The organism is Mesorhizobium sp. M8A.F.Ca.ET.208.01.1.1, from assembly GCF_004791315.1.
Lineage (GTDB): Bacteria > Pseudomonadota > Alphaproteobacteria > Rhizobiales > Rhizobiaceae > Mesorhizobium.
In genome coordinates, this window is sequence record NZ_SRUT01000007.1 from 143,890 (window position 1) to 168,142 (window position 24,253).

Sequence of the window (24,253 nt, forward strand, 5' to 3'; positions counted from 1 at the left end):
ATCAATGCAGGTTGGCGACGCGCCTCATGCCGTCTGCGACATGCCCGTCGCCAACGCTGATCTCGAGCGGTGCTGGCCGGCCGAAGAGGTAGCCCTGCACCACCTCACAGCCGGCGGCCCTGAGCAGCGTCGCCTGGCTTTCGGTCTCGACGCCTTCGGCGATGATGCTGACGCCGAGCGCCCGCGACAGCCCGACGATGGTCGACACGACGGCGCCGGAGCTGGCGTCGGTATCGATGCGGCTGATGAAGGAACGATCGATCTTCAGCTTGCCGAACGAGAAGTCGATCAGATAGCTGAGGTTGGAATAACCGGTGCCGAAATCATCGACGGCGACCGAGATGCCCATCTCGGCAAGCTCTTTCAGGATGGCGGCCGCGCGGTCGCGGTCCTGCATCATCGCCGTCTCGGTGACTTCCAGCTCCAGCCGTGACGGCTTGATGCCCGTGGTCCGCATCGTGTCGCGTACAAGGCCGACGAAGTCCTTGGTCATGAACTGGACCGGCGAGATGTTGACGGCGACGAAACAGTCGTCCGGCAGATGGCGGGCATCGCTGCAGGCCTTGCGCAGCACCCATTCGCCGATCGGGTTGATCATGCCGGTCTCCTCGGCGATCTGGATGAACTCCATCGGCGGGATCATGCCGCGTTCGGGATGCTGCCAGCGGATCAACGCCTCGTAGCCGACGATGCGGCCGGTCGGGAGGTCGAGCTGCGGCTGGTAGTGCAGGTCGAAATCACCGCGTTCAAAGGCGCTGTGCAGCTCGGATTCGACCCACTGGCGATGGTCGGCCACGCGTCCCATCTCGCTGTCGAAGACCGACCAGTTGCCAACTCCGCTCGCACGCGCATTCTGCAGCGCCAGGTTGGAGCGCCGCAGGATGAGGACCGGATCGACACCGTCCTTGGGCATCGCCACGATGCCGACCGACAGGCTCACCGATTGCTGGTGGCTGCTGAGTTCATACGGCTCCATCATTTCGTCGATGAGCCTCTCGACCATGCTTTCCAAGGTTCCCTGGATCAGATGGTCCGGGAGCAGCACCGCGAACTCGCCGGCCCCGATGCGTCCGATCGGCGCGCGCGCGGGCACGCAGCTGTGCAGCCGCTTGGTGAAGGCGCGGATCAGTTCGTCGCCCTGGGTGTAGCCGATCGCGTCGTTGATCTGTTTGAACCGGTCGATGTCGATGTCGATCAGGAACACCGGTTCCCCGGTACGGCTTGTCGCGCATGCCGCCTCGGCGATCTTGCCGACCATGGCCGGCCGCGCCAGCAGTCCGGTCAGCTTGTCGAAATGGGTTTCGTTGAAGACGAAATCCGCCGATTCATCGATGCCTGCGAAGAAGGACATTGCCGCCACCGATGCCGCAAGCGCGCAAAGCGCGGCCATGATCGCGACCATCATGTCAGCTGATATGCCGGCAAACCCCTCGCCGAGACCGTGCTTCAGGCCCCAGATGCCGAGGACGAAACTGCCAATGCCCGAACTTGCTATCGTGAGCAGTCGGAACACTGGCGTTCGCTTCGGGTTGCTGACGGCAGGCATGAAAAGGTCCCCAGGTCGGAGACCCTATAGCGGAAACCCTCTTAAAATGAGTTTCCGCGAATGCATTCAATTTTACTGGAGAGGATTATTTTCTTGACTGGGAAAAGGACCTGCTTGACGGGACCGCTCTTCAGTCTCCGCCGCCATCCGTCTGCTTCAATTCATCGAGCGTCGGCATCGAGACGATATGGTAGCCGGAATCGACATAGTGGATTTCGCCGGTGACACCGGAAGCGAGGTCGGACAGGAGATAGAGCGCGGAGCCGCCAACCTCGTCGATCGTCACGGTCCGGCGCAACGGCGAATTGCGCTGCTGGTAGGAGAACATGTGGCGGGCGTCCGAAATGCCGGCGCCGGCCAGTGTGCGCACCGGACCGGCCGAGATGCCGTTGATGCGGATGCCGCGCGGACCGTAGTCATTGGCGAGGTAGCGCACGCTGGCCTCGAGCCCGGCCTTGGCGACGCCCATGACATTATAGTTCGGCATGACGCGGACCGAGCCGGCATAGGTCAGCGTGATCATCGAGCCGCCGGCAGTCATCAGCGGCGCTGCATTGCGCGCCACCTCGGTGAAGGAATAGCAGGAGATCACCATGGTGCGGACGAAATTGTCCCGGCTGGTGTCGGCATAGAGGCCCTTCAACTCGTTCTTGTCGGAAAAGCCGATGGCATGGACGACGAAGTCCAACCCGCCCCATTCCTTGCCAAGCGTCTCGAACGTGGCGGCGACCGAAGCGCTGTCCTCGACGTCGCAGGGAACGACCAGCGAAGCGCCGAGCTTGTCGGCGAGCGGCTTGACCCGGCGGCCGAAAGCGTCGCCCTGGTAGGTGAAGGCGAGTTCCGCCCCATGTTCGGATAATTTCCGGGCTATGCCCCAGGCGATCGAATGATCGTTGGCGACACCCATGACAAGCCCGCGCTTGCCCTTCATCAATCCGTCCATGGCCGGCAATCCTTATGTAAAACTTGGCCCTATGCGGAATAGCGCTGGAAAACGAGCGTTGCGTTGGTGCCGCCGAAACCGAAGGAATTCGACAGAACGGTGTCGATCGCGGCGTTGTCGATGCGCTTGCGCACGATCGGCATGCCCTCGAATTCCGGATCGAGCGTCTCGATATGGGCGCTTTCTCCGATGAAGCCGCCTTGCATCATCAGGATCGAATAGATGGATTCCTGCACACCGGCCGCGCCCAGGGAATGGCCGGTCAGCGATTTCGTCGACGTGATGAACGGCATCTTCTCGCCGAACACTTCACGGATCGCGCCCATTTCCTTGGAATCACCGACCGGGGTCGAGGTGCCGTGGGTGTTGATGTAGTCGACCGGCGTGGAGACCGTCGCCAGCGCCTGGCGCATGCAGCGAACCGCGCCTTCGCCCGAGGGCGCCACCATGTCGTAGCCGTCCGACGTCGCGCCATAGCCGACGATCTCGGCGTAGATCTTGGCGCCGCGCGCCTTGGCGTGTTCCAGCTCTTCCAGCACCAGCACGCCGGCGCCGCCGGCGATGACGAAGCCGTCGCGATTGGCGTCATAGGCGCGCGATGCGGTGGAGGCCCTGTCGTTGAACTTCGACGACATGGCGCCCATGGCGTCGAACAGGTCCGACATCGTCCAGTCGAGATCCTCGTGGCCGCCGGCAAAGACCATGTCCTGCTTGCCCCACTGGATCAATTCGTAACCATTGCCGATGCAATGCGCCGAGGTCGAGCAGGCCGACGAGATCGAATAGTTGACGCCATGGATCTTGAACCAGGTGGCCAGCGTCGCCGACGCGGTCGACGACATCGCCTTCGGCACCGCGAAGGGACCGATGCGCTTGGGGCTGCCGTTCTTGAGCGTGGTCTCGGCGGCCTCGACGATGGTGCGGGTGGAAGGACCGCCCGAACCCATGACGATGCCGGTGCGCTCGTTGGTGATGTCGCTCTCGCCGAGGCCTGCATCCGCGATCGCCTGGTCCATGGCAACGTGATTCCAGGCCGCGCCCTGGCTCAGGAAACGCATCGCGCGGCGGTCGATCATGGCGGAAGGGTCGAGCGTCGGCGCGCCCCAGACCTGGCAGCGGAAGCCATGCTCCGCGAAGGAATCGGAAAAGCTGATGCCGGATCTGGCGTCATGCAGCGAGGTCTGCACCTCATTGGCATTGTTGCCGATCGACGACACGATGCCGAGGCCTGTGACTACGACACGTCTCATTCGCAACTCCTTCCAGGGATGCTGGCCAGTGTGCGGGCCAGGGCTGCGGTCAAGCGACCGCCGACTGCTTTGACAGACCGACCTTCAGGTCCGTCGCCGCGTATATGGGCTCACCATCCGCCTTCATCCAGCCATCAGCGATGCCGAGCACCAGCCGGCCGCGCATTACACGCTTGAAATCCACGCCATACTCGACCTTCTTGACCGATGGCGTGACCATGCCCTTGAACTTGACCTCTCCGGTCGACAGCGCCATTCCCTTGCCGGGTTCGCCGAGCCAGCCGAGATAGAAGCCTGTCAATTGCCACAGGGCGTCCAGGCCGAGGCAGCCAGGCATGATCGGATTGCCGATGAAATGGCAGGCAAAGAACCACAGGTCGGGCTTGATATCGAATTCGGCGCGGATGAAACCCTTGTCGAAGGCGCCGCCGGTCTCGCTGACTTCGGTGATACGGTCGAACATCAGCATCGGCGGGTAGGGCAGCTGGGCATTGCCCTCTCCGAACAGCTCGCCACGGGCGCAGGCCAGCAATTCTTCGTAGTCGTAGCTGGATTTCGAACCCGCCATCAATTTCTCCCCATATCGTCCGGGCGGTAGCGCGCCCTTGTCGTTGGTGTCCTAACACAATCTGTTTCAGGCCGGAAACCGGCGTTTGCGCTTAACCCGCCAGTCTGCCCGGGTCAATGCGCGCTATTGATCGCATTCGGGCGACAGAATATATGTCAACCGGGGTCCGGGTTCGGCATATATTCATTTTTTTGCCACTCTGGGCGTGTCTTGAAGCGGGACTGTGAGCTTGGAAGACCAGATGGACCGGGGCTGCCGGAAGGAAAATGTCGCTGTGGACAAGCGGGTACGTGAAGCCGGCCTGAGGCCGACGCGTCAGCGCATTGCGCTGGCCGACCTGCTTTTCGCCAAGGGCGACCGCCATTTGTCGGCTGAGGAACTGCACGAGGAGGCGCAGGCCGCCGGCGTGCCGGTGTCGCTGGCCACCGTCTACAACGCGCTTCACCAGTTTACCCAGGCGGGGCTGCTGCGTATCCTCGCCGTCGAAGGTTCCAAGACCTATTTCGACACCAATACCTCCGATCACCACCATTTCTATATCGAAGGCGAAAACAGGATTTTCGACATCGCCAACGGCCCGGTCACGGTCACCAACCTGCCGGACCCGCCCGAGGGCATGGAAATCGCCAATGTCGATATCGTGGTGAGGCTGCGTCCCAAGCGTCCGGAATGACCGGCGAAGCCGGAACAATCGGTGTGGATGAAACCCTTGGATTGGATAGTGCGGCTCGAATGGGCCGTCGTGGCGGTTGCCGCAATCGGCTTCTATGGCGCGACGGGCGTTTCCTGGTGGCTTTTCGCGTTGCTCATCCTGGCGCCGGACCTGTCGATGCTGGGTTATCTCGGTGGACCTCGCATCGGCGCCCTTGCCTACAACGCCTTGCACATTCTGATCGTACCGGTGCTTCTGCTGCTTGCCGGGCATCTCGCCGGCAGTGCGGTCGGCAGCGCCATCGCACTGATCTGGATCGCTCATATCGCAATCGACCGTGCACTGGGTTACGGCTTGAAGCTGTCAACGGGGTTTCAGGACACCCATCTTGGCCCTATCGGGCGCAAACGCGAGACGTTCAGTCCTTGACCCGCTCGCCCGGATAGGCGCCCCAGACGACCGACTGGGCAAGCCAGCCGGTGTGGCCGTCGAGCGTCATTTCGCACCATTGGCCGTCGCAGGACTTGATCGTGCCCATAACGCCCGGTTCGACGATCGCCACCACCCTGGCATCCTTGTCGGGACCTTTCAGAAGATTGACCTGGCCGCCCTTGCCGCGCTGCCAGGGCGCGATGATCGCCGTGCGCCGGCCCGACAGCAGCGACTGGTTGATCCATCCTTCCGAGCCATCGGCGTCGCGCACGCGCCGCCACGTATCGAACTCCTGGATGATCTCCATCGGCAGGCCAGCCTTCATATACATCCAGTCGACCGAATAGTTGGCGCCGGGGCCGACGCGCGAGTTGACGCGGCCGGATTTCAGGCTGACGAATCGCGGCAGCGGCAGCCCACTCGGTCCGAGCGTGATGGCGCTCTGGGCAGGGGCGGCCGCGCTCTGCGCGCCGGCAAGCGGAGAATAGAGGAGAGCGCCGAGAAATGCTGCGCTGAGGGCCAGGCGAAGCGACGCGAAACCAGACACTTTCGTTCCTTTCGGCGCCGGCCCGACGGCTGCGGCACCCCTTTTTCTTTGTCTTCGGCGGCACCGCTTGTTACATGGGTAAAATCGGCTACCGCGACCAGCTTTCAGTTTCGCCGGTCTTGGTTAAAGAGGTCTCAACGAGGGAAACAATGCCAGGCAAAAAGAAGCCTCTCGTGGTCATCACGCGAAAGCTGCCCGACCCGGTCGAGACCCGCATGCGCGAACTGTTCGACGCAAGGCTGAATGTCGAGGACCGGCCGATGACGCAGCCGGAACTGGTCGCCGCGGTCAAGGAAGCCGACGTGCTGGTGCCGACCGTGACCGACCACATCGATGCCGCATTGATCGCCCAGGCCGGCGACAACCTCAAGCTGATCGCCAATTTCGGCAACGGCGTCGACAAGATCGACGTGGCGGCGGCGGCCAAGAAAGGCATCACCGTCACCAACACGCCCAACGTGCTCACCGAAGATACCGCCGACATGACCATGGCATTGATGCTGGCTGTGCCGCGCCGGCTGGCGGAAGGCGCCAACGTGCTCACGGGCGACAAGAAATGGGCCGGCTGGTCGCCGACCTGGATGCTTGGCCGGCGCATCTGGGGCAAGCGGCTCGGCATTGTCGGCATGGGCCGCATCGGCACCGCCGTTGCCAGGCGGGCCAAGGCCTTCGGGCTGTCCATCCACTATCACAACCGGCACCGCGTGCTGCCTGCGGTCGAGGATGGGTTGGAGGCGACCTATTGGGAGAGTCTCGACCAGATGCTGGCCCGCATGGACATCATCTCGGTCAATTGTCCGTCGACGCCGGCAACCTTCCATCTTCTGTCGGCCCGGCGGCTGGCGTTGCTGCAGCCCACCGCCTATATCGTCAACACCGCCCGCGGCGACATCATCGACGAAGAAGCGCTGGTCAAGCTCATCCAGGACGGCAAGATCGCCGGCGCCGGCCTCGACGTCTACGAGCACGAGCCGGCCCTTAACGCCAAGCTCTTGAAACTCGCCGCCAGGAACAAGGTCGTGCTTCTGCCGCATATGGGCTCGGCCACGCTCGAGGGCCGCATCGACATGGGCGAGAAGGTCATCATCAATATCCGCGCCTTCGTCGACGGCCATCGTCCGCCGGACCGCGTGCTGCCGCTCAGGACCTGAAACTGTCCAGGCGCAGGCTCGCCGTTCAATGTAACGCGACGCTTACGAGATCGTTTTGCGCATGGTGATGGAGGTCGGCCTGTCATAGCCGTCATGCGCCGTCCGTCCGGTTTCGCGAAATCCGAGCCGGGCGAAGGCGGCAAGATTGGTGGTGAGCTCGATCCTCGTCTCGAGCTCGATGGCGGCCTTGCCGCGGCTGCGGGCCAGATCTTCGGCCGCTTGCATCAGCCGTCGGCCAATGCCGTGCCCCTGGCGGTCCGGGGCGACGGCGAGCTTGCCGACATAAAGACCGTCAGCTCTTTCAAGAGCAAAAACGCAGCCCACGATCCTGTCGCCGTCGAGTGCCAGGAAGCCGGTCTCCCGCAGCGCCTTGGTGCGCAGCGCATCGGCTGTGAGCAGGTGAGCCGACGACGGCGGGTCGATGATGCCGTCCATAAAGGCGAAGGCACCCATGATGAGGGCAAGCACATCACCCCAGCGGCCGAAATCGGCTGGGATCCGCGTGATCGAAACATGGGAATGTTCCAAGATCAGCGTCTCTTGTAGCGGATCGTCTCGAAGCGCGCGGCCAGCGCATCATAGAGCAGCAGCCGGCCGATCAGCGGCTCGCCTATGCCGGTGATCAGCTTGATCGCCTCCATCGCCTGCAGCGTGCCGACGACCCCGGTCAGCGCTCCGAGCACCCCCGCCTCGGCGCAGGACGGCACAAGCCCCGGCGGCGGGGCCTCGGGAAACAGATCCCGATAGCTCGGGTTTGGCTTGCCGTCACTGCCGTTTTCGAAAGGCTTCAGCACGGTCACCGAGCCATCGAAGCGTCCAACGGCTGCATGCACCAGCGGCTTCTCTTGGCTGGCGCAGGCATCGGCCACCACATAACGCGTCTCGAAATTGTCGGACCCATCGACGACGACATCGTACCTGGCGACGAGGGCGGGGGCGTTCTCGGCGGTCAGCCGGAATGTGTGCGTTTCGACTGATATGTTGGGATTGATACGAGCGATCGCCGCCTCGGCGCTTTGGGTCTTCAGCATGCCGATCGTATCGGTGCCATGGATGACCTGGCGCTGCAGGTTGGAGAGAGAAACGGCGTCGTCGTCGACCACGCCGAGCGTACCGACGCCGGCCGCTGCGAGATATTCAAGCACCGGCGCACCGAGCCCGCCGGCGCCGATCACCAGGACCCGCGCCTGCTTGAGCTTCTGCTGGCCCGCGCCGCCGACCTCGGGCAGCACGATGTGGCGGGCATAGCGTTCGATCTCGTCGGCGGTGAGCGCTGTGGTCATATCAGGACCATATAGTGGTCGAAAAAGCTTGTCAGGGGTCTTCGGTTGGCCCAACCGTACCATGGTCGACAGTCAGGAACTGCGCTCGTCCACGCAGGCTGGAAAACAGCGCCGCATCGGTTCCCGTCATGAAAGCCTGGCATTTCAGTTCCTCCAGGATCGAGAACAGTGCCGCGCGCCGTCCGCCGTCGAGATGCGCCGCGATCTCGTCGAGCAGCAGGATCGGCGTCAGCCCGGACATTTCCCCGGTCAGCCGGGCATGCGACAGCACGATGCCGACCAGCAGTGCCTTCTGTTCGCCGGTCGAGCAGAGTTCGGCCGGCGTCGCCTTGGGCCGGTGCCGGACCATGAGGTCTGAGCGGTGCGGGCCTTCGAGGGTGCGTCCGGCGGCGCGGTCACGGTCTCGGCCATCGGCAAGCGCCCGCCGGAACCGCTCCTCGACGTCGACCGCCGGGGCGCCGGCAATCTCGGCCTCCAGGTCACCCGAAAGGCCGATATCGGCCTGCGGAAACGGTCCGGTGTCGGGCAGCCTGCCGATCATGGCGGCCAGCAGCCGCACCATTTCGGCGCGCGCCGCGGCGATCGCCACGCCGGTCTCTGCCATCTGCGTCTCTATCGCCTCGAACCAGCCGGCATCCCGCGAGCCTTCCGTCAGCAAACGGTTACGGCCCCGCATCGCCTTCTCGTAATCGAGCGCACGCTGGCCATGTCCGGGATCGATCGCCAGCACCAGCCGGTCGAGAAAGCGCCGGCGATCCGCGGCAGGTCCGGTGAACAACGAATCCATCGCCGGCGTCAGCCACACGACCCGCAGCCACTCCAGCATGCCCTCGGCCCGCGCGGCGGCTCCGTTTATACGCACCCGCCTGCCGCTTTCCGCCGTGTCGCCCCCGGAGATGCCCGTGCCGATCTCGACCTCGCCGCCAGGCCCGTCGAGCCGGGCATGCAGGGCAAAGCCGCCATCGCCACCCTCACGTGCCACATCCCCGTAAGGTGCGCGGCGCAAGCCGCGCCCGGGCGTCAGAAAGGAGATCGCTTCGAGGAGATTGGTCTTGCCGGCACCATTGTCGCCCGAAAAGACCACGGCGCCCGGCGCAACATCTATCGCCAGGGTCGCGTAGTTACGAAAATTGGTAAGCGTAAGCTTACTTATATGGGTTTGTGCCGGCAACCGCTATCCGCCCGTGGAAGTCACCGCAACCAACGCCCGCCGCCGGCCGTATTCGCCAGGCGCCGCCGCGCCGGCTATACCCGCATCGGCATCAGCACGTAAAGCGCGGTCTCGTCGGCCATGTCGTGGATCAGCGTCGGTGAACCGGCGTCGGCCAGCATGAATTTGGCTTCCGTGCCGGTCAGCTGCGCGGCGACATCGAGCAGATATTTGGCATTGAAGCCGATCTCGATCGGGTCGGCCGAATAGTCTGCCGCCAGTTCTTCCGTTGCGCTGCCCGAATCCGGATTGTTGACGGCAAGCGTCACCTGGCCTTCGCTGATCGAGAGCTTCACCGCGCGGCCGCGTTCGGAGGAGATGGTCGAGACGCGGTCGACCGCGGCTGCGAAGCTCTGGCGGTCGAGGATCAGCTTCTTGTCGTTGCCGGTCGGGATGACCCGCTGATAGTCGGGGAAGGTGCCGTCGATCAGCTTCGAGGTCAGCACGACGCTGCCGATGGTGAAGCGGATCTTGGTGTCGGACAATTCGGTGGTCACGGCGACGTCCGGATCGTCGACCAGCTTTTGCAGTTCACTTACCGTCTTGCGCGGAATGATGATGCCCGGCATGCCCTCGGAGCCAGCCGGTGCGTCGATCTCGGCGCGCGCCAGGCGGTGGCCGTCGGTCGCCACCGAGCGCAGCTTCAGCTTGCCGCCGACTTCATGCGTGTGCAGGTAGATGCCGTTGAGATAGTAGCGCGTCTCCTCGGTGGAGATGGCGAACTGCGTCTTCTCGATCAGGCCCTTCAGCGCCACCGAGTCGAGGCGGAAGATGTGCGAGAAGGATCCGGCCGAAAGCTCGGGAAAGTCGGATTGCGGCAGGCACTGCAGGCGGAAGCTGGAGCGGCCCGACGTCACCGTCATGGCGTTGCCGTCCTCATCCGTCTTCAGCATCACCTCGGCGCCGTCGGAAAGCTTGCGCACGATGTCATAGAGCAGGTGCGCGGGGACCGTCGTCGCGCCGCCGCGCTCGACCTTGGCGGGCGTCGCTTCCGTCACCTCCAGGTCGAGGTCGGTGGCCTTCATTTCGAGGCTGGCGCCTTCGGCGCTGAGCAGCACGTTGGACAGGATCGGTATGGTGTTGCGCCGTTCGACCACGCGGTGCACGTGGTTGAGCGACTTCAGGAGATTTGACCGTTCCAGGATAACACGCATGACGAAACAGGCTCGCTTGAATGAATGAACGGGTCTCCGGCTACCGGCGCCCCGCGAAAGCTCTGAACAGGCTTCAGAATCTACGCAAACTGACAGGAAAAAACCAGTGAACGCAAGCCCGCGCCACCGGTTCGGGCCGGTTACGCGGGCTTTCTGGGGATAAAGCTGGCCAACCCCACGAGCGGGCGGTTTTCGGCCGCTCAGGCCTGGTCGTTGATCAGCCTTCTCAGCAATTCCAGTTCCTGCGCCAGCGTGTTGTCATTGCCGGAAAGATCCTCGATCTTGCGCACGGCGTGCAGCACCGTCGTGTGGTCGCGACCGCCGAAGCGCCGTCCGATTTCCGGCAGCGAGCGCGGCGTCATCACCTTCGACAGATACATCGCGACCTGCCGCGGCTTGACGATGGTGCGCGTGCGCCGGTTGGACAAAAGTTCCGTCTTCGAGACGTTGTAGTGGCGCGCCACGATGCGCTGGATGTCCTCGATGCGGACCCGCTTCGGTTCGCCCGTGCGGTAGATATGGCCGAGGATCTCGTCGATGCGGTCGATCGTGATCTGCGGTTCGAACGACTGGCGAAACAGGAGCTGGTTGAAGGCGCCTTCCAGTTCGCGTCCGCTGCCGGTCACGGTGCGGGCAACGTGGTTGAGGATCTCCTCGGAAATGTCGAGCGATGCATCGTCGATCCTGGCCGTGGCCAGGCGCAGTTTGAGCATGCCGAGCCGCATGGCGAAGTCGGGTGCCGACATTTCGAGCGCGACGCCGCCATTGAGGCGCGAACGGACCCGCGGTTCGAGCGATTCCAGCTCCGACGGTGGCCGGTCGGCGGCGACGACGACCTGCTTGGCGCTGTCGAGCAACATGTTGATCAGATGGCAGAATTCATGCTGGATCGACTTGCCCTGCAGGAACTGCATGTCGTCGATGATCAAGAGGTCGATGTCGCGCAACTGCTCCTTGAGCGTCAATGCGTTGTTGTCGCGGATCGCGGTGGCGAAGCGCCACATGAAATACTCGGCGGTGAGATAGACGACGCGGGACTTCGGGTTCTGCTTCAGCGATTCCGCGGCAATGGCCTGCAAGAGGTGCGTCTTGCCGAGCCCGACGGTAGCATGCAGGAAAAGCGGATTGAAGCGCACCGCACTCGACTGCGATTCCGCCACGGCCTTGGCGGCGGCGAAGGCCACGCGGTTCGACGGTCCTTCGATGAAGGAGCCGAACGTGTAACGCGGGTCAAGCGGCGATCCCAGTACGTTGTGGCGGAACTCGCTCTCGACCGGCACACCCGGACGCGGCATGGGAGACCGCTCCACCCTGCCTGGGCTGACCGTGCCGGCGGCCAGCGCCGTCTGCGTCTGCCGCGTCATCTTGCGCGCCGGCGCCAATTCCGGTTCAGGCTGGCTGCGTCCCTGGCGGGTCGCCGTGCGCACGACGATCTCGATCTTGAGAAGCTCGGGATCCTCCTGCTTCCACAGCTCGGAAATGAGATCGTGATAGTGGCCGTTGATCCACGAGCGCAGGAACGCGGTGGGCACGGAGATGCGGACAATGCCCTTGGAAGCTTCCGCGACCTTCATGCGGCCGAACCAGCTGGAATAGACTTCGGTTCCCAGGCGCGCCTTCAACTGGGCCTTGACCCGGTCGAATTTCTGTTCCGCGTCGCTGGAGACCGCCATCTCGTTTGCTCCGATCAAAGTTCCAGGAAATGGGAGGTCGCCCGTAAGCTCCCTTTCGATGCCGCTCTGCATGATCGAGTTCCTTGCCTTTCTGTACCTGTTTTTTCGCCGGGGATGCGCCTCCTGCATCCTTTTTCCAGCGACCGTGTCTTCGCTACGATGCCCGTTGCCGCCGCTGGCAATGAACGTCGCCCACTATCCAAGGGAACCGGTGCCGGCCCATGGAAGCCAGTCCGCGTTGGGTATGTCAGGGCAATACGAGACCGTCCGGCGAAAGAGCGCCGGCGCGCCGTCCTACCTGCCATGTCTAGTTACGCCAGTCCCCTACCGTATCGAAAAAGAGCAAACCATACCCGTCCACGGACTTGATCCGCGTCGCAAATCCCGCCAATTTTAGCTGGCCGCGTCAGGCTGGGTTAAGGGCAAGAGGCCCGTCCCTTTCGATAGATCGACATTACCGAAATCGCTGTGGATAGGGCAAGGCCACGTCTAACGGATTTTTAAGGAATCTGGTTACCTCGGGCGGGTTCGAGCGCCATGCCGCAGTGGCTTATTTTGACAAAGCCATTGTGATTCAAACCCTTTTCCGACGAATATGAAAAAGCCGGGCCGGCGCGAAATTTTCTGAAATAATTCTCTTGACAGCCAGTTGTCCTCCCGTCGCTTCGGCGCGTTGTGGACAAGCTGTGGATGACTGTCGCTAACCAATTGAAAAATATTGGGTATTTCTGTGAGGCGGGATTTTTCTAGGCGCCGCTTTTCAAGCGTGCCGATCATCAGCGGGCATGCATGTGCCGGCAAAGCATTTCGAACTCTGGAATCTGCATTTGCAGCTGTTTGCGGCTATTCTTTTTAAGTACTTGCCGGCAAACGAAAAAACCCGGCGCGATCGGCCGGGTTCGAAGAAGATCGTCCTGGGAAGGCGATGTCAGGCCGACAGCACCTTGAGGCGCTGGGCCAGGCGCGACACCTTGCGGGATGCCGTGTTCTTGTGGATCACGCCCTTGGTCGCGGCGCGCATCAATTCCGGCTCGGCAGCCTTGAAGGCGGCCTGTGCGGCGGCCTTGTCGCCGGAGGCGAGTGCCTCCTCGACCTGGCGGACGTAGGTGCGGACGCGCGAGCGGCGGTTCTTGTTGATCGCTGCGCGGCGGGCGATCTTGCGCGTTGCCTTTTTGGCCGAGGATGTGTTGGCCATGATGCCTCTCTTCTGATCTGGTCGGCGCACGCGGCGTGCCGCAGGGCGCAAAAAACAAACGGGCAGCCACGGGGCCGCCTCGGTTGGTGCGGCTTATAGTTCAGCTTTTCCGGCGCGTCAACGCCGCCTGGCGTTCTTTTTGGCCAAGGCCACGGGTTTTGGGCGCCGGCCCGCAACACCCTACCGGTTGGTGAAATTCGGCTTCCGTTTTTCGGCGAACGCCGCCATGCCTTCCTTCTGGTCTTCGAGCGCGAAAAGCGAATGGAATAGGCGGCGTTCGAAGCGCAATCCCTCGGCAAGCGTCGTCTCATAGGCCCGGTTGACCGCTTCCTTGGCCATCATCACCGACGGCAGCGAGAAATCGGCGATTTTGGCGGCCGCCTTGACGGCCTCTTCGACTAGCTCGCCGGCCGGAACGACCCGCGACACGAGGCCCGAACGTTCTGCCTCGGCGGCATCCATCATCCGTCCGGTCAGGCACATGTCCATCGCCTTCGATTTGCCGACGAACCGGGTCAGGCGTTGCGACCCGCCCATGCCGGGAATGACACCGAGCGTGATCTCGGGCTGGCCGAATTTGGCCGTGTCGGCGGCAATGATGAAATCGCACATCATGGCGAGTTCGCACCCGCCACCGAGCGCATAGCCGGCCACCGCCGCAATGATCGGCTTTCGCGCCCGCGTCAGTTCCTCCCAGCCGACGAAGAAATCCTCCACATAGGCATCGACGAACGCGATCTCCTGCATTTCCTTGATGTCGGCACCCGCCGCGAAGGCTTTGTCGGAGCCGGTGATGACCATTGCGCCAATGCCCGTGTCGCCGCCGAAATCCTTCGCCGCCGCCACCACCTCGGCCATGACCCGCGAATTGAGGGCGTTGAGCGCCTTTGGCCGGTTCAGCGTGATCAGCCCGACCTTGCCGCGCCTCTCGGTGATGATTGTCTCATAGGCCATTGGCTGCTTCTCCTTCCTCGACACCGGTCTAGCTCACGTCTGACACGCCCGGCAATAGAAGGTCGAGCGTCCGCTCTGCACGATGCGCTCGACATGGCCGCCGCAGCCGGGCTTCGGGCAAGGCTCACCTTCGCGGTCGTAGACGGCAAAGGAATGCTGGAAATAACCCAGCGATCCGTCGGTGTGCATATAGTCGCGCAGTGAAGATCCTCCCGCCGCGATGGCATCCGATATGACCGAGCGGATCGCCTCGGCGAGGCGATCGCTTTGTTCCCTGGCCTTCTTGCCTGGCCTGGCAATGGTGCCTGCCTCGCGCAGCGGTGACAGGCCGGCACGCCAGAGCGCCTCCGAGACATATATATTGCCTAAGCCGGCGATCAGCCTCTGGTCGAGAAGCGCCGTCTTGAGCGGCGATCTGCGGCCTTTCAGTAACGAGGCAAGCAGAACGCCGTCCAGCGCATTGCCGGTGGGTTCGACGCCCAGTCCGGCAAGCATCGGATGCGTCTCCGGCGGCTCTTCCGCAAACAGCATGAAACCGAAGCGGCGCGGATCGTTGAAGATGACACGTGACCGCCCGCCGGCCGCGGAAACGACATGGAACACGACATGATCGTGCGCCGCGCTCTTCGAGCGCTCATGGTGGAACACGCCCGGCGTCTCGTCGTCGTCGCCGGTCTCGATGCGAAAGGAGCCGGACATGCCGAGATGGCAGATCAGTACCGGACCGCCCTGCATATGCATGGTCAGATATTTGGCCCGCCGGCCGAGCGCCGTGATCGTCCTGCCTGTCAGCCGCTCCGAAAACCGTTCGGGGAAGGGGAAGCGCAGGTCGGGCCGTCTCATCTCGACCTTGGCCAGATGGGCGCCTTCCAGCACCGGCTGCAGCCCGCGCCGGACGGTCTCGACTTCAGGCAGTTCAGGCATGGCCGCCAATCATCGCATGGAAGGATGTGCCGTTACGGCCGCGCGCCAGCGCGAGGTGTTCGGCAACGGTCTCGCCGATATCGGCGAATGTCGCCCTCAGCCCAATGTCGCCGCCTTTGAGGCCGGGTCCAGTGCCGATGACCGGGATGCGTTCACGCGTATGGTCGGTGCCGCGCCAGGTCGGGTCGTTGCCGTGATCGGCGGTCAGGATGAGAAGGTCGCCCTGCTTCAGCTTGGCGAACGCCTCCGGAAGCCTCCGGTCGAAGGCCTCGAGGGCGGCCGCATAACCGGCGACATCGCGGCGATGGCCGAATTCTGTATCGAAATCGACGAAATTGGCGAAGACGAGGTCCCCGTCGGTGGCCTCGTCCATCGCGACCAGCGCCTTGTCGAACATGGCCATGTTGCCCGCGGCCTTGCGGACTTGCGAAATCCCGCGATGGGCGAAGATGTCGCCGATCTTGCCGACGGCGATGACGCGGCTGCCGCGCGCCGTCAGCCGGTCGAGCAATGTCGGCTCGGGCGGCGGCACGGCGTAGTCGCGGCGATTGTAGGTCCGCTCGAAGGTGGCTGATGTCTCGCCGACGAACGGACGCGCGATCACCCGTCCGATCCTCAGCGGGTCGACCAGCCGACGCACCACCTGACAGAATTCATAGAGCCGCTCGAGGCCGAAATGGGTCTCATGCGCGGCGATCTGCAGGACGGAATCGACCGACGTGTAGCAAATCGGCTTGCCGGTGCGGATGTGTTCCTCGCCGAACCGCTCGATGATCTCGGTACCTGGCGCATGGCAATTGCCGAGGATGCCGGGTACCTTGCCCTCGCGGATCATCGCCTCGGTCAGGTCGGCCGGGAAGGCGGGAACCGTGTCCGGGAAAAAACCCCAGTCGAAGCGCACCGGCAGGCCCGCGATCTCCCAATGGCCGGAAGGCGTGTCCTTGCCACTTGAAATCTCTTGCGCCGCGCCATGGAAGGCATTGGCGAGCAGGTTCGTTCCGAAATGCGTAAAACCCAGTCCTGTCGCCGTTTCGGCCGCCTTTCCAAGTCCCAGCGATGCCATATGGGGGACGAACAGTGGTCCTCGGCGAAGCCCTTCGCGATCCGCGCGCCCTTCCGCGCAAGCTTCGGCGATGTGCGCCAACGTGTTGGCGCCAGCGTCGCCATAGCTTTCGGCGTCGGCCGCGCCGCCGATGCCGAAGGAATCCAGGACAAAGAGGAAAGCACGCGCCATCGGGTCATTTGTTGCCAGTGTGGACGCCCAGACATAGGGTTCCACGGCGACGTTGGCAATTCGGAAACCAAACCGCAACCGCTTGGCGCGATACTCAAGTCCATGTCGCCCAAAAGTGCGCAGCGGTTTTGCGACAACGACATGGACAAGCTAAGGGATCCATGCGCGGTTTGGACAATGAGATACAGGCGCAAAGTTCAGGTGCCGCGACGAGTTGGGCATGTCCATGGACGGAACAAAGGGCAAGGCGGTCCTGTCATGAAGGCTGCGCTCAAGGCTTGGACTGCCCTCATGGCTGTGAACGGCGCATTCTGGTGTGGACCGGCCTGGGCGGACTGGCGCGATGATATCGGCACATTTCGCATCGGCGTCGTGGCCGAGCCCGGCGCCGGCAACGCCGTTCCGGGGCTTGCGGTGTTGACGCAAGCCTTTACCGATGCGCTCGGCATGAAGGTCGAATTCGTCGTCGCCCGCGATTATGCGGCATTGATCGAGGGACAGGCCAATGCACGGATCGAATACGCCATCTATTCGGCGACCGCCTATGCCACGGCGCTGCAACGCTGCGGATGCATCGAGCCGCTCGTGGCGCCGGTCGATTCCGACGGTGCGGCCGGCATCCGCTCGGTATTGCTGACCCGGGATGGCAGACTGCGCGGCCTGGCCGATATGGAGACCCACCGGATCGCCGTGCCGCCGCCGGACAGCGTCGGCGGTTCGCTTTTGCCCTTGGCGGGGTTAGCCGCCGAACACGTCGAGATCGCCGAGGATGCACCGTTTCTTGTCCCCGCCGCCTCGGCGTCGGCGGCCGAAACCATGCTTGTCGACGGCCAGGCCGACGCCATGTTCGGCTGGATGAAGGCGGCGGCCGACGGCCAGCCGCGACTGGCCGGGGGCACGCAGGCAAGGCTCGAGGCATCAGGCCTTTCGGCATCGGCCACCCAGGTGGTGTGGACGTCGGGTCTGCTGAGATACGGCCCGCATGCGGTACGCAGCGATCTCGATCCGGAAGCCAAGCGCCGGCTGACCGTGTTCCTCACCAATCTCAAATCGACGACGCCGGATGTCTACGACCTTCTGGAAGCGAGGCATGCCGGCGGCTTCATGCCCGTGGTTCCCAAGGACTATGCTGCGGCGGAGGCCATCGTGCGGATGGTGTCGGTCGATGGTGGGCGGCAATGAGCCCTCAGCAGTCGCTGCAAGGGATCGTGACGCTTCTGCGGGGGCGCAGATAATATGTTTCGCTCATCGTCATGCCTTTGGCGAGCGTCTCGATAAACCCAAGCTTCTGTTGGGTGTCTGTCGTCCAACCGACGATCGGCTTGTAGCCCAGGGTGCTGTCGACGCGGACGAGAAAGGTCCCGGCGACCCTGAGCGCTGTCGGAACCGTAGTGGTCGAGCCCGCCGCTGCACCGACGCTGTATGCACCACTGGTCACCTTGCGTGACCACACCACCAACACCTTTGGCGTGGGATCGGTGGTGACCTGTATGGCTGTGATGGTGATGTCCGGCACCGAGCGGTTGTAGGGTTGAAGGGTTACGCTGCCGATCTTCATGATGGCATCGAGGTCCGCCTTGACGATGGTCGGCTGTTGCGTGACGAGATCGGCGACCATGCTGCCGATGCGGCTGACCTTCTTGCTCGTCTCGATGGCCTGCGAGGCCTCCATGGTCATGAAATACATGATCAGCAGGACAGGCGCGATAAGCGCGAACTCGACCGCCGCGACGCCGCGGCGATTGGACCAGAATCGGGCTGATTTGCCCCAAAGCCCCGTAATTCCCAGATGTGCCCCCGCACGCATCATACTCATTGCCTTTTTTCTTGTTGTTGCTTCCGTGATAGCATCAATTGTCGAACGGCTCGTTCTGCCAGGTCACCGAAGCGAAATGCAGGGTTTTGTTACCTCCCATCGACTGCGCCATCAGGTTGGTCATGATGGGCCATTTGTAGAAGACCCGCAGCATGTTCCTTGACTCCGCCGCACCCGCCGTGACGGTAAAGGGCACATCCGCGCCGCTTTTCGTCAGCTGAATATTACCGCCCTGAATCCTGAAGCCGGCCAGGGCCGCGTCGGCGAATGTCGTGTATTGGCGAAGATCGACGCTCAACTGATTGGGACAATCCTGGGAAACAATGATTTCCAGCTTGTCGCAGATCATGTTCTTCAAATTGTCCCCGGCGATGTCCGCGGCCTTCAACTGGCCGGTGCGCAGCCGGCGCGCGACATCGTCGGTGATGTTGGCCATCACCTCCTGGCTGGCAAACGAGATGCAGCTCTCGAGGATGGCGAACACCAGGAGTGCGAACGGTATGGCAAGCAAGGCGAACTCCAGCGCCGTGCTGCCGCGTCGGTCGCGCACGAAGCGTTGGAAAGGCCCGGTACGCTCCACCTTGCGCTGATCTGTCGAGCCGAGTTCCATGCTCATGCGATGTTCCTGCCATCCCTGGACGGTGCTGACAGGTGTATTAACCCAAACCGATTGAGGTCCGGTTTGAATGATCGTTAAAGTCGGCGCACGCGTTTTAACCAGCAGGTAACCTGGGCGATGGCGCGCTCCCGTGCCGCCTATTTGCTGACGCTCATCTCGGCTTCGGACGATTTCTCCGCATCGCTCTTGTAGGAGCTTTCGCAATAGGGCGTGCATGACATGGTCTGGACATCCGCGCGGCGGTAAATGCGAACCGACGAGGCTGCCTGGCGAACCACGGTAACCTGTGTGTCGACGATCGGGCTGCCTTCCTGGTCGAGAACGACGAGGTTGGTGACACCGAAACCCTTGCCGGTGAGCACGATCGTCGAGGCATCCTGGACGGAAGCGTCGGCGATTGCCGGGTTGCCCACGACGATCGTGTCGGCGGGGCGCGACAGTTTCACGATCTTGGCCTGATTCATGGTGACTTCGATGTCGGCGCCAGCCCTGGCGGGTGTAATCAAGCTGGCGGCGGCAAGAAGCGCGGCAATCAGGATTGAGGATCTCGGCACGGCCATCAAGGCGCTCCACGCAAGCGGACTGTTCAACGGAACATGAACGAGATTGGTGAACCAACGGTTAAGTGGGCTTGCCGCCGGCGGATGGAGCGGTCGGCATGGCTGCCCGCCTGGCCGGATGGGCGCGGGGGGTCGCAAGCTTCCCCAAGCCCTTGCCTTTTGCGGCGTTGACCCGCGAAACGAAACATTAGCCAGCGCTTAGTATGGAGTTAACCACGCACTTGGTTCGAGCCGGGAAAGGAATCGGTAAGGCTGTTTATTAAGCCGATCGAAAGAGCTTCTCCCTAGATTGGCAGCATCCGATCAACCATCACAGAAGTTGACGGAAGTGCTGTAACACGTGGAGTAGGAGCTCTCGAATGTCTAACCTTTTTGCACGTTTCGTGAAGGACGAATCCGGCGCGACCGCTATCGAATATGGTCTGATCGCCGCCCTCATCGCGCTCGCCATCATCACCGGCGCCGGCGCACTCGGCAATGCCATCAACGCCAAGTTCACTTCGATCGGCAGCACGCTGAACAGCAGCGGCAGCTAATCTGCTTATTGCCGATCGATCGGATCGCATTCAGGACAGGGGCCGCCACAGGGTGGCCCCTGTTTTATTTTACTTGTTTCGGACCGCGGCGGAACAGTCGTCTTTTCACCACTGACCTCATCAATCGTTAATCGAACCAGCCTAGATTGAGTTTCTGTGGAATCCGCACAATAGGCACAATCGCCGATGCTTGAAGCCCTGATCTTCGTCGTCTTTCCGTTCTGCATGCTGTTTGCCGCGATCTCCGACATGCTGTCGATGACGATCGCCAATCGTGTGCCGGTACTGCTTGTCGTCGTCTTCGCCCTGGTGGCGCCGCTGACGGGCATGGACTGGGCGGCCTATGGCTGGCATTTCGCCGCCGGCGCCATCGTCCTGGCCGTTACGTTCGGCCTGTTCGCCTTGGGTGGCATGGGCGGTGGCGATGCCAAGCTGCTGGCCGCCACGGCCGTGTGGATGGGGCTCAACGTGCAGCTCGTCGAATATCTGGTCGCCTCGACAATCATCGGCGGCCTTCTGACGATCGCGATCCTGCTTTACCGGAAATCGCCGCTGGCGGTTTTCACCGGACGCAATCCATTCCTGCGGCATTTCGCGGAAGAGTCGGCCGGTGTTCCCTACGGGATCGCGCTCGGCCTTGGTGGCCTGCTGACCTACCCGGATTCGCCTTTGATGGTGTGGGCGCTGGCAAGGCTGGCGAGCTGAATTCATCAAATTTTTCGTCGGCTGACATGGCTTACACGCCGGCTTTGCGGAGCGGCGGCCCAGCCTTTCCGCGCATCGCGGCGCGATCCGTCCAATTTATGTAAACCTTAAATTAATCACGATCGTAAGCATTGCATTAACCTTGTTTTGACGATTGCCGCTGCAAAGTCCGACTTGGCTACGTGGTTTGCCAAGGGCGAGGGTTCGGACAGATGCCAGCATCCCGATTGATTATTCTGAGCGTGGCGGTGGCCGCGGCGGGCGGAGCTGGCTATGTGGCGAAAAACATGGTCGCTCCGCCGCCTCAGGTCGTCGTCGATTCTGGCCCCCAGGCGCCCGCGGTGTCCCTGCAGGACGTGCTTGTGCTCTCGGGCGATGTCGCAATGGGCAACGCGCTCGAGAACAATATCGCCTGGCAATCCTGGCCGGCTGACGGCATCAACGCGAATTTCATCACCAAGGCCATCGCTCCCGATGCTTTGGAGAAACTCAAGGGGTCGGTTGCCCGCGTGGCGATGTACGCGGGCGAGCCGGTGCGGCGCTCCAAGCTGATCGGCGAGGGACAAAGCTTCATGTCGTCCATCCTGCCTTCCGGGATGCGGGCGGTCGCAACGACAATATCGGCGGACACCTCGGCCGGCGGCTTCATCCTTCCAAACGATTTCGTCGACGTCATCATGACCCGCAGGGCCGATGCCAGCACCGGTGGCGCGGGCTTCAACACCGAGACCATCCTCAAGAATATCCGCGTCCTGGCGATCGACCAGACCATCCAGGAAGACGAGGAAGGCAAGAAGACCAGGGTGGGCCAGACCGCCACGTTGGAGCTGACCCCCAAACAGGCGGAGATCATCACCGTTGCCCAGCAGATGGCGGATCGCCTGACCCTGGCCCTGCGGGCGATCGCTGACACCCAGGAAAAGAATGTGGATGAGGCCGACTATCTCGTTTCCGGCAATGGCCGCCGGGGAACGGTGAGGCTGATCAAGTCGGGCGAAGTCTCCGAAGTAGGAGCAAGAAAATGAGGCTAAGCGCTAAACTGCCGGCAATCCTAGCCACGGCATTCGGCCTGCTGCTCGTCGGAGCGAATGTGCAGGGCGTCGAGGCGAAGAGCACGCAGGTGTCGGCCACGACAGCCACCCAGCGCGTCAAGCTTGGCCTCAACAAGTCGGTGGTCATAGACCTGCCGAGCGATGCCTATGACATTCTTGTCGCCAATCCCTCCGTTGCCGACGCGGTGACCCGCACCGCAAGGCGTATCTACCTCTTCGGCAAGGCGGTCGGCGAAACCAACATCTTCGTCTTTGGGCCGAACGGCGAACAGATCGCCAGCCTGGATCTGGCCATCGAGCGCGACGTCGCCGGCCTGGAGGATTATATTAAGCGCTTCCTTCCGACCTCGGCCGTCAAGGTTGAACTGCTGAATGACAACGTGGTTCTGACCGGCACCGTGGATACACCCTTGGATGCCAAGCGTGCCGAACAGCTGGCAAACATGTTTGTGTCCGGCGGTGAAGCGACGACGGGACAATATTCGCAGACCGCTGCCGGCGGCTCGGCCCAGAGCGGTGTCGACATCAACAACCCTGACCAGGAGCGCCGCGTCAGCCAAATCGTCAATCTGCTGCAGATCATCGGTGACGATCAGGTCACGCTGAAGGTGACGGTCGCCGAAGTCAGCCGTTCGGTGATGAAGCAGCTCGGTGTCAACATGGTCGGCAGCGGCGGCAGCAACGGCATCAGCTACGGCGCGCTCAGCGACAATTTCACCGGCCTCGGCAAGCAACTGTCGAATTCCGGCTTCACGATCGGCGCCTCGGGGTTGCAGGCCTATATCAACGCCATGGAACAGTCCGGGGTCATGAAGACGCTGGCCGAGCCGACCCTGACTGCTGTTTCTGGCGAGAAGGCGACGTTCCGGGTTGGCGGTGAATACAACATGGTGAGCGGCGTCACCGCGAACGTATCGACCGACAACCAGACCGGCCTGAAGAACTATACCATCGACAAGATCGAATATGGCATCGGCCTGGAGTTCCAGCCGGTGGTGCTGTCTCCCGGTCGCATCAGCCTGAAAGTCAGAACGTCGGTCTCCGAGCCGACCACCGAAGGGTCCGTTTCGCTGTCCTCGGGTGTGACGAGTCCCGGCACGAATATCCTGTCTCTGCGCAAGCGTCTTGCCGATACGACCGTGGAACTGCCCTCCGGCGGCTCCATGATGATCGCTGGCCTTGTTCGCGACGATGTCAGGCAGGCCATCAACGGCTTGCCCGGGCTGACGAAGATTCCAGTGCTCGGCGCGCTCTTCCGCAGCAGGGATTTCGTGCGCAACGAGACCGAGCTCGTCATCATCATCACGCCCTATCTGGTGAAGCCGGTGGCGCGCAATGAGCTGGCCAAGCCGGACGACAATTTCAACCCGCCGAGCGACGGCGCCGGCATGTTCCTTGGGCGCGTCAATCGCGTCTACGGCACCATGCAGACCGACAGGCCCAACGGCCGCTATCACGGCGTTGTCGGCTTCATCTACAAGTGAACGGGAAAGCGGACATGTCTCAGTCAGCACTTAAGGCAAGGACCATGGCGATGCGCTCCGGCCGTTCTCGGATAGGCCTGCGAGCGCTTCCGATCATGGCGGTGGCGGTGTCGGCTCTGCTGGCCGGTTGTGCCCAGCGCGACAGCGTTACCGTCGGCGCCATCCCCGACGACTATCGCACCAATCATCCGATCGTCATCGCCGAGAAAAACCAGAAGATCGATCTTCCTGTCGGCGCCGGTGACCGCGGCATGACCGGCTCGCAGCGCGACACGCTCCTGGGTTTCCTCGACGGCTATGACAAGAGTGCCGCTCCGACATTGACGATCCAGATTCCAAGCGGATCGGCCAACGAAGTCGCCGCAACGGCGGCCGGCCATGATTTCGCTCGGCTCGCGGTCGCTGCCGGGATCAAGCGCGACCGGATCGTCGTGGTCTCCTATCAAGCGGGATCGAGCGAGGCATCAGCCCCGGTTCGCGTCTCCTACATCGCGGTGAGGGCACAGACCGACAAATGCGGTCGTTGGCCCGCTGACCTGGTGGAGACGTCGGAGAACAAGCACTACGCCGATTTCGGCTGCTCCTATCAGAACAATCTTGCCGCCCAGGTGGCCAATCCGGGAGATCTTCTCGGGCCGCGCAAGTCCACCACTATTGATGCGGCCAATCGCAGCAAAGCCATCGGTGTCTACCAAGACAGGGGCATTTCGGATGAATTCCTCGGCAACTCGGAAGTGACTTACTAAGCCGCCCTCGGAAAGAAGC

General features: G+C 62.6%; 26 protein-coding genes. 9 read left to right on the forward strand and 17 right to left on the reverse strand.

Annotation, left to right across the window (positions count from 1 at the left end):
* Position 1: 1 nt before the first annotated feature.
* The 4 genes from EN851_RS26490 to fabA all read right to left on the reverse strand — a co-directional run bounded on the left by EN851_RS26490 (position 2) and on the right by fabA (position 4,307).
* Complete coding sequence (locus EN851_RS26490; protein ID WP_127276876.1) at positions 2-1,546, reverse strand: bifunctional diguanylate cyclase/phosphodiesterase; 1,545 nt, start codon at positions 1,544-1,546, stop codon at positions 2-4.
* Positions 1,547-1,676: 130 nt separating this feature from the next.
* Positions 1,677-2,489: an enoyl-ACP reductase FabI gene (gene fabI, locus EN851_RS26495; protein WP_135921051.1), complete on the reverse strand. Its 813-nt coding sequence runs from the start codon at positions 2,487-2,489 to the stop codon at positions 1,677-1,679.
* Positions 2,490-2,518: 29 nt separating this feature from the next.
* Positions 2,519-3,739 (reverse strand): beta-ketoacyl-ACP synthase I, encoded by a 1,221-nt coding sequence (gene fabB, locus EN851_RS26500; RefSeq protein ID WP_127870747.1) that lies wholly within the window; start codon positions 3,737-3,739, stop codon positions 2,519-2,521.
* 49 nt (positions 3,740-3,788) lie between these two features.
* Positions 3,789-4,307: a 3-hydroxyacyl-[acyl-carrier-protein] dehydratase FabA gene (fabA, locus tag EN851_RS26505; RefSeq protein ID WP_127276870.1), complete on the reverse strand. Its 519-nt coding sequence runs from the start codon at positions 4,305-4,307 to the stop codon at positions 3,789-3,791.
* 241 nt (positions 4,308-4,548) lie between these two features.
* On the opposite strand from fabA, the gene irrA reads away from it, so the two are divergent.
* Complete coding sequence (irrA, locus tag EN851_RS26510; protein ID WP_027142023.1) at positions 4,549-4,980, forward strand: iron response transcriptional regulator IrrA; 432 nt, start codon at positions 4,549-4,551, stop codon at positions 4,978-4,980.
* A gap of 27 nt (positions 4,981-5,007) precedes the next feature.
* Entirely contained in the window at positions 5,008-5,388 is a 381-nt protein-coding gene (locus EN851_RS26515; protein WP_135921047.1) for a DUF4260 domain-containing protein, read from the forward strand.
* Here EN851_RS26515 and EN851_RS26520 read toward each other — a convergent pair.
* Positions 5,378-5,938, reverse strand: coding sequence for an SH3 domain-containing protein (locus tag EN851_RS26520; protein ID WP_127276864.1), 561 nt, complete (start codon positions 5,936-5,938; stop codon positions 5,378-5,380). The genes EN851_RS26515 and EN851_RS26520 overlap by 11 nt on opposite strands.
* Before the next feature lie 149 nt (positions 5,939-6,087).
* Here EN851_RS26520 and EN851_RS26525 point away from each other — a divergent pair, with 149 nt between their 5' ends.
* Positions 6,088-7,089: a D-glycerate dehydrogenase gene (locus EN851_RS26525; RefSeq protein WP_127276862.1), complete on the forward strand. Its 1,002-nt coding sequence runs from the start codon at positions 6,088-6,090 to the stop codon at positions 7,087-7,089.
* 42 nt (positions 7,090-7,131) lie between these two features.
* Here EN851_RS26525 and EN851_RS26530 read toward each other — a convergent pair whose 3' ends face one another.
* From EN851_RS26530 to EN851_RS26570, 9 genes are all read right to left on the reverse strand, one after another.
* Positions 7,132-7,617, reverse strand: a complete 486-nt coding sequence (locus tag EN851_RS26530; protein ID WP_245520814.1) for a GNAT family N-acetyltransferase — start codon at positions 7,615-7,617, stop codon at positions 7,132-7,134.
* Positions 7,618-7,619: 2 nt separating this feature from the next.
* Positions 7,620-8,372, reverse strand: a complete 753-nt coding sequence (locus EN851_RS26535) for a molybdopterin-synthase adenylyltransferase MoeB (protein ID WP_127870749.1) — start codon at positions 8,370-8,372, stop codon at positions 7,620-7,622.
* A gap of 31 nt (positions 8,373-8,403) precedes the next feature.
* A complete protein-coding gene (gene recF / locus EN851_RS26540; protein ID WP_135921045.1) occupies positions 8,404-9,543 on the reverse strand; it encodes a DNA replication/repair protein RecF in 1,140 nt (379 codons plus the stop codon).
* A gap of 74 nt (positions 9,544-9,617) precedes the next feature.
* Positions 9,618-10,736 carry a DNA polymerase III subunit beta gene (gene dnaN, locus EN851_RS26545; RefSeq protein WP_127276856.1) on the reverse strand — a complete coding sequence of 373 codons (1,119 nt, stop codon included), beginning with the start codon at positions 10,734-10,736 and terminating at the stop codon, positions 9,618-9,620.
* A gap of 200 nt (positions 10,737-10,936) precedes the next feature.
* Positions 10,937-12,481, reverse strand: coding sequence for a chromosomal replication initiator protein DnaA (gene dnaA, locus EN851_RS26550; protein ID WP_127870750.1), 1,545 nt, complete (start codon positions 12,479-12,481; stop codon positions 10,937-10,939).
* Positions 12,482-13,337: 856 nt separating this feature from the next.
* Positions 13,338-13,604 (reverse strand): 30S ribosomal protein S20, encoded by a 267-nt coding sequence (gene rpsT / locus EN851_RS26555; RefSeq protein WP_027026587.1) that lies wholly within the window; start codon positions 13,602-13,604, stop codon positions 13,338-13,340.
* A 180-nt stretch (positions 13,605-13,784) separates the two neighbouring features.
* Entirely contained in the window at positions 13,785-14,558 is a 774-nt protein-coding gene (locus EN851_RS26560; RefSeq protein WP_135930316.1) for an enoyl-CoA hydratase, read from the reverse strand.
* Positions 14,559-14,591: 33 nt separating this feature from the next.
* A complete protein-coding gene (gene mutM / locus EN851_RS26565) occupies positions 14,592-15,482 on the reverse strand; it encodes a bifunctional DNA-formamidopyrimidine glycosylase/DNA-(apurinic or apyrimidinic site) lyase (RefSeq protein ID WP_135930317.1) in 891 nt (296 codons plus the stop codon).
* Positions 15,475-16,716: a phosphopentomutase gene (locus EN851_RS26570; protein WP_135930318.1), complete on the reverse strand. Its 1,242-nt coding sequence runs from the start codon at positions 16,714-16,716 to the stop codon at positions 15,475-15,477. Before EN851_RS26570 ends, mutM begins: the two co-directional genes overlap by 8 nt.
* Positions 16,717-16,974: 258 nt before the next feature.
* Here EN851_RS26570 and EN851_RS26575 point away from each other — a divergent pair, with 258 nt between their 5' ends.
* Entirely contained in the window at positions 16,975-17,898 is a 924-nt protein-coding gene (locus EN851_RS26575) for a phosphate/phosphite/phosphonate ABC transporter substrate-binding protein (protein WP_135930319.1), read from the forward strand.
* Positions 17,899-17,902: 4 nt separating this feature from the next.
* Here the strand turns inward: EN851_RS26575 and EN851_RS26580 are convergent, their stop codons facing one another.
* From EN851_RS26580 to EN851_RS26590, 3 genes are all read right to left on the reverse strand, one after another.
* On the reverse strand, positions 17,903-18,526 hold the full coding sequence (locus EN851_RS26580) for a TadE/TadG family type IV pilus assembly protein (protein ID WP_135930356.1): 624 nt from the start codon (positions 18,524-18,526) through the stop codon (positions 17,903-17,905).
* 40 nt (positions 18,527-18,566) lie between these two features.
* Positions 18,567-19,148 (reverse strand): TadE/TadG family type IV pilus assembly protein, encoded by a 582-nt coding sequence (locus EN851_RS26585; protein WP_127280725.1) that lies wholly within the window; start codon positions 19,146-19,148, stop codon positions 18,567-18,569.
* A gap of 140 nt (positions 19,149-19,288) precedes the next feature.
* Positions 19,289-19,711 carry a pilus assembly protein N-terminal domain-containing protein gene (locus EN851_RS26590; protein WP_127280726.1) on the reverse strand — a complete coding sequence of 141 codons (423 nt, stop codon included), beginning with the start codon at positions 19,709-19,711 and terminating at the stop codon, positions 19,289-19,291.
* Positions 19,712-20,070: 359 nt separating this feature from the next.
* Here EN851_RS26590 and EN851_RS26595 point away from each other — a divergent pair, with 359 nt between their 5' ends.
* The 5 genes from EN851_RS26595 (at position 20,071) to EN851_RS26615 (ending at position 24,234) form a co-directional block, all read left to right on the forward strand.
* A complete protein-coding gene (locus EN851_RS26595; protein WP_056569967.1) occupies positions 20,071-20,247 on the forward strand; it encodes a Flp family type IVb pilin in 177 nt (58 codons plus the stop codon).
* Positions 20,248-20,433: 186 nt separating this feature from the next.
* Entirely contained in the window at positions 20,434-20,952 is a 519-nt protein-coding gene (locus EN851_RS26600) for a prepilin peptidase (RefSeq protein ID WP_127870752.1), read from the forward strand.
* 212 nt (positions 20,953-21,164) lie between these two features.
* Positions 21,165-21,977 carry a Flp pilus assembly protein CpaB gene (gene cpaB / locus EN851_RS26605; RefSeq protein ID WP_135930320.1) on the forward strand — a complete coding sequence of 271 codons (813 nt, stop codon included), beginning with the start codon at positions 21,165-21,167 and terminating at the stop codon, positions 21,975-21,977.
* Positions 21,974-23,488 carry a type II and III secretion system protein family protein gene (locus EN851_RS26610; protein WP_127278981.1) on the forward strand — a complete coding sequence of 505 codons (1,515 nt, stop codon included), beginning with the start codon at positions 21,974-21,976 and terminating at the stop codon, positions 23,486-23,488. The genes cpaB and EN851_RS26610 overlap by 4 nt, the downstream gene beginning before the upstream one ends.
* Positions 23,489-23,502: 14 nt before the next feature.
* Positions 23,503-24,234: a CpaD family pilus assembly protein gene (locus tag EN851_RS26615; RefSeq protein WP_135882859.1), complete on the forward strand. Its 732-nt coding sequence runs from the start codon at positions 23,503-23,505 to the stop codon at positions 24,232-24,234.
* The last annotated feature ends 19 nt before the right edge of the window (positions 24,235-24,253 follow it).